Raw genomic sequence first — 3,069 nt, 5'->3', positions numbered from 1 at the left:
GGCGAGCTGGCGAAGCTTCAACGCCTCCTTGCGGTTGCCGTGCAGCGCCATGCCCGGCGTGGGCGTGAAGTCGTTCTGGATCACCGCGCGGTACTCGGAGGTGGCGGACAGCTTGGCGGAAACGCCGGTGCCGCTGCGCCGCAGGCCGCTCGCCCAGTCGGCGTACTCCCGCGCCTCGATGCCGTTTTCGCCTTCGACGAGGTAATCCTCGGGGCGATACGGCGCGGCCACGAAACGGTACTCGACGCCGCCTTCCGGGCGCCGCGTCAGGACCGCCTGGCAGAGGCTGCCGGCTTCGCGGCGGTATTCGTACACCAGGTAGCTGTTGCGGTGCGGCAGGTAGAAGGCATCGAACTTGCGCCGCGTGCGGGGCACCACCTTGTTGGGCAGCTCGCCGTAGAACACCGGCACCAGGCGCTGAAGCGTGGTCTTGCCCGAGGCGTTGGTGCCGCAGATGTTGGTGTGGCCATCCACACTCAGCTCGACCACGCCGTCCAGGTGGCCATGAATCATCACGATGCGTAGCAGGTGGGCCATGCGGGTCCTTGATCGATGAAACTCTGAAAGCGCTATCTTGCCAGACCCGCGCGCCCCCGACACCTGTCCCGGCGTCATCCATCGCCGCTGCTTTATGTCAGTGAACGACTACTGGATACTAGGGGCATTTCATCGCCGTCGCGTCTTTCGCGTTGGCCGACGTGCACCTTTCGATTGCAGGAAAACACCATGCCCCGCTACCCCGACCACCTGACCGGCGACGGCCCGGCCAACCCCTTTCCCGGCCTCAAGGCGCTGGAACGTCGCCTTGACCGCACGCTGCCTCACCAGTTGGGCTCCAACGAGGGGCTGGACATGCCTCATCGCGCGCTGCGTGCGCATTTCGGCGATGCGTTCACCGAGCAGGTCTACCGCTACGGCGACGCCGAGGCGATGGGGGTTCGCACCCGGCTGAGCGCGCTTCTCGGCACACCGCTCGATCATCTGCTGGTGGATGCGGGGGCAGACAGCCTGATCGCGCTTGCGCTGCGTACCACCTGCGAGGTGGGGGATACGGTCATCGCCACGGCGGGCACCTACCCCACCTTCGGCTACTTCGCCCGCGGCCAGGGGTGCCGACTGGTGGAGCCGGCCGATCGCGAGGCGCCGGGGGTGCTGGCACCGGATCTCGAAGCGCTGGCGGCGGCGGCGCACCGGGAGAACGCCCGCCTCGTTTATCTGGCCAACCCGGACAACCCGAGCGGCCACCTGCACGACGACGATGCGATTTTGACGCTTCGCGAGGCGCTGCCCGACGACTGCTGGCTGCTGCTCGACGAGGCCTACGGCGATTTTCGTGACGATGCGGGCAGCGGGTTCGCCGCCCGGGCGCTGCCCGGCGTGGTTCGCCTGCGCACCCTCTCCAAGGCGCACGGCATGGCCGGGCTACGCGTGGGTTACGCGATCGCCGAGCCGGCGGTGCTGGCCATGATGATGAAAGTGCGCATTCACTACGCGGTGTCGGCGGTGTCGCTGGCCGCCGCCGAGGTGGTGCTCGACGACATGGCCGAGGTTCGCCAGCACGTGGCCGACGTCAAGGCGCGCCGCGAGCGCCTCGCCGAGCACTTTCGCACCCTGGGCGCCGACGTGCTGCCGAGCGCCACCAACTTCGTCGGCCTTCGCCTGCCGAGTGCTGAGCTTGCCGCCGAGGTGCACCAGGCGCTGCTGAATGATGGCGTGCTGGTCGCGCGGCTCGCCCACCCGAAGCTCGCCAACGTGATCCGCATCACCGCCGTGGCGGATGCGCTGGAGCCCGGGCGCCTGGCGCCTTTGGAAGAAGCCGTCAAAACGCACGCCTAGCGAGCTTGCCCCGAAAGACAAGAACCCAGGCCAAGGCCTGGGTTCTTGTGACGGCGAGGGGTCGGTCGCCTATGCGCGGCGCGACCGCGCTGCCGGGCTCACGCCTTGGCGGCGACGACCATGATCTCGACCTTCCACTCGGGCTTGGCGAGCTTGGCCTCGAGGGCAGCGCGCACCGGCGGGGTGTGGCCGTCGAGCCAGGCTTCCCAGGCGACGTTCATCTGATCGAACTCGGCCATGTCGGTCACCCACACCTGGGCGGAGATCAGGTGCGCCTTCGAGGAGCCGGCCTTTTCCAGCAGCTCGTCGATGCGGGTCAGCACCTGCTCGGTCTGGCCTTTCATGTCGGCGGTGGCGTCCGCCGGCACCTGGCCCGCGAGGTAGACGGTGCCGTTGTGGATCGCGATCTGGCTCATGCGGGTGTTGCTTTCGTGGTAGGTCACGCTCATGGATTGCTCCGGACAAGATTGCAAGGATGTGCTTGGCGATAGTACATGAAAAGCCGCCAACGACCATCCTGCGACCCGCTCGAAAACCGAGCCCCGAACCCGAACGACAGGCACAAAAAAAGGCGCCTGAGCGCCTTTTTTCTTTAAAGATGGTACCGGTGGCCAGACTCGAACTGGCACGCCTTTTACAGCGGCGGATTTTGAATCCGCTGCGTCTACCAATTCCGCCACACCGGCAATGGCTCGGCATTATACGAACATCCCCCGCCAAGTCAATGCATCGCCTGACTTTATGGCGCGAAAGCGCTATCCTAGGCCGCCCGTTTGACCACTGAAAAGAGCTTCCCCATGCAGCGCGCGGACTTCCACTTCGAGCTACCCGATGAGCTGATCGCTCGCTACCCCTCCGAGCAGCGCAGCGACTGCCGGCTGCTGTGCGTGGATGGCGAGCGCGAGGCGCTCGATCATCGCCGGTTCACCGATCTTCTCGAGCTTCTCGCCCCGGGAGATCTGCTGGTGTTCAACGACACCCGGGTGATTCCCGCCCGCCTGCACGGCCACAAGGCGAGCGGCGGCAAGGTGGAGATGCTGCTGGAGCGCCCGCTGGACGAATACCGGGGTCTGGCGCACATCCGCTCGAGCAAATCGCCCAAACCCGGCACCGAGCTGATCTTCGAAGGCGACGTGCGCGCGGTGGTCGAAGGCCGGCGCGATGCGCTGTTCGAGCTGCGATTCCTGGGCGAGACGCCGATGATCGCGCTTCTGGAAGCCCACGGCCACATGC

At 66.5% G+C, this 3,069-nt stretch carries 4 protein-coding genes and 1 tRNA gene; 2 read left to right on the top strand and 3 right to left on the bottom strand.

Annotated features, from left to right (window positions below):
• Positions 1-537 (bottom strand): ATP-binding protein (locus BIS11_RS13865; protein WP_253586325.1); only part of this gene is annotated, 537 nt, incomplete at its 3' end.
• Positions 538-726: 189 nt separating this feature from the next.
• Here BIS11_RS13865 and BIS11_RS13860 point away from each other — a divergent pair.
• Positions 727-1,836 carry a histidinol-phosphate transaminase gene (locus BIS11_RS13860; RefSeq protein ID WP_253586324.1) on the top strand — a complete coding sequence of 370 codons (1,110 nt, stop codon included), beginning with the start codon at positions 727-729 and terminating at the stop codon, positions 1,834-1,836.
• A gap of 98 nt (positions 1,837-1,934) precedes the next feature.
• Here BIS11_RS13860 and BIS11_RS13855 read toward each other — a convergent pair whose 3' ends face one another.
• A complete protein-coding gene (locus BIS11_RS13855) occupies positions 1,935-2,285 on the bottom strand; it encodes a RidA family protein (protein WP_253419103.1) in 351 nt (116 codons plus the stop codon).
• Between the two features lie 150 nt (positions 2,286-2,435).
• Positions 2,436-2,522, bottom strand: a tRNA-Leu gene (locus BIS11_RS13850).
• A 111-nt stretch (positions 2,523-2,633) separates the two neighbouring features.
• Between BIS11_RS13850 and BIS11_RS13845 the strand changes: the two genes are divergently transcribed.
• A partial coding sequence (locus BIS11_RS13845; protein ID WP_253586322.1) for an S-adenosylmethionine:tRNA ribosyltransferase-isomerase occupies positions 2,634-3,069 on the top strand: 436 nt, incomplete at its 3' end.

It is taken from the genome of Halomonas sp. 707D4 (assembly GCF_024158685.1).
In the GTDB taxonomy this organism is placed as follows: domain Bacteria; phylum Pseudomonadota; class Gammaproteobacteria; order Pseudomonadales; family Halomonadaceae; genus Vreelandella.
This window is presented reverse-complemented; position numbering and strand designations above follow the sequence as displayed.

Bases quoted from the DNA above. Each gene is read 5' to 3' on its own strand.
- BIS11_RS13860 (WP_253586324.1), top strand. From the start codon at position 727: ATGCCCCGCTACCCCGACCACCTGACCGGCGACGGCCCGGCCAACCCC.
- BIS11_RS13855 (WP_253419103.1), bottom strand. From the start codon at position 2,285: ATGAGCGTGACCTACCACGAAAGCAACACCCGCATGAGCCAGATCGCG.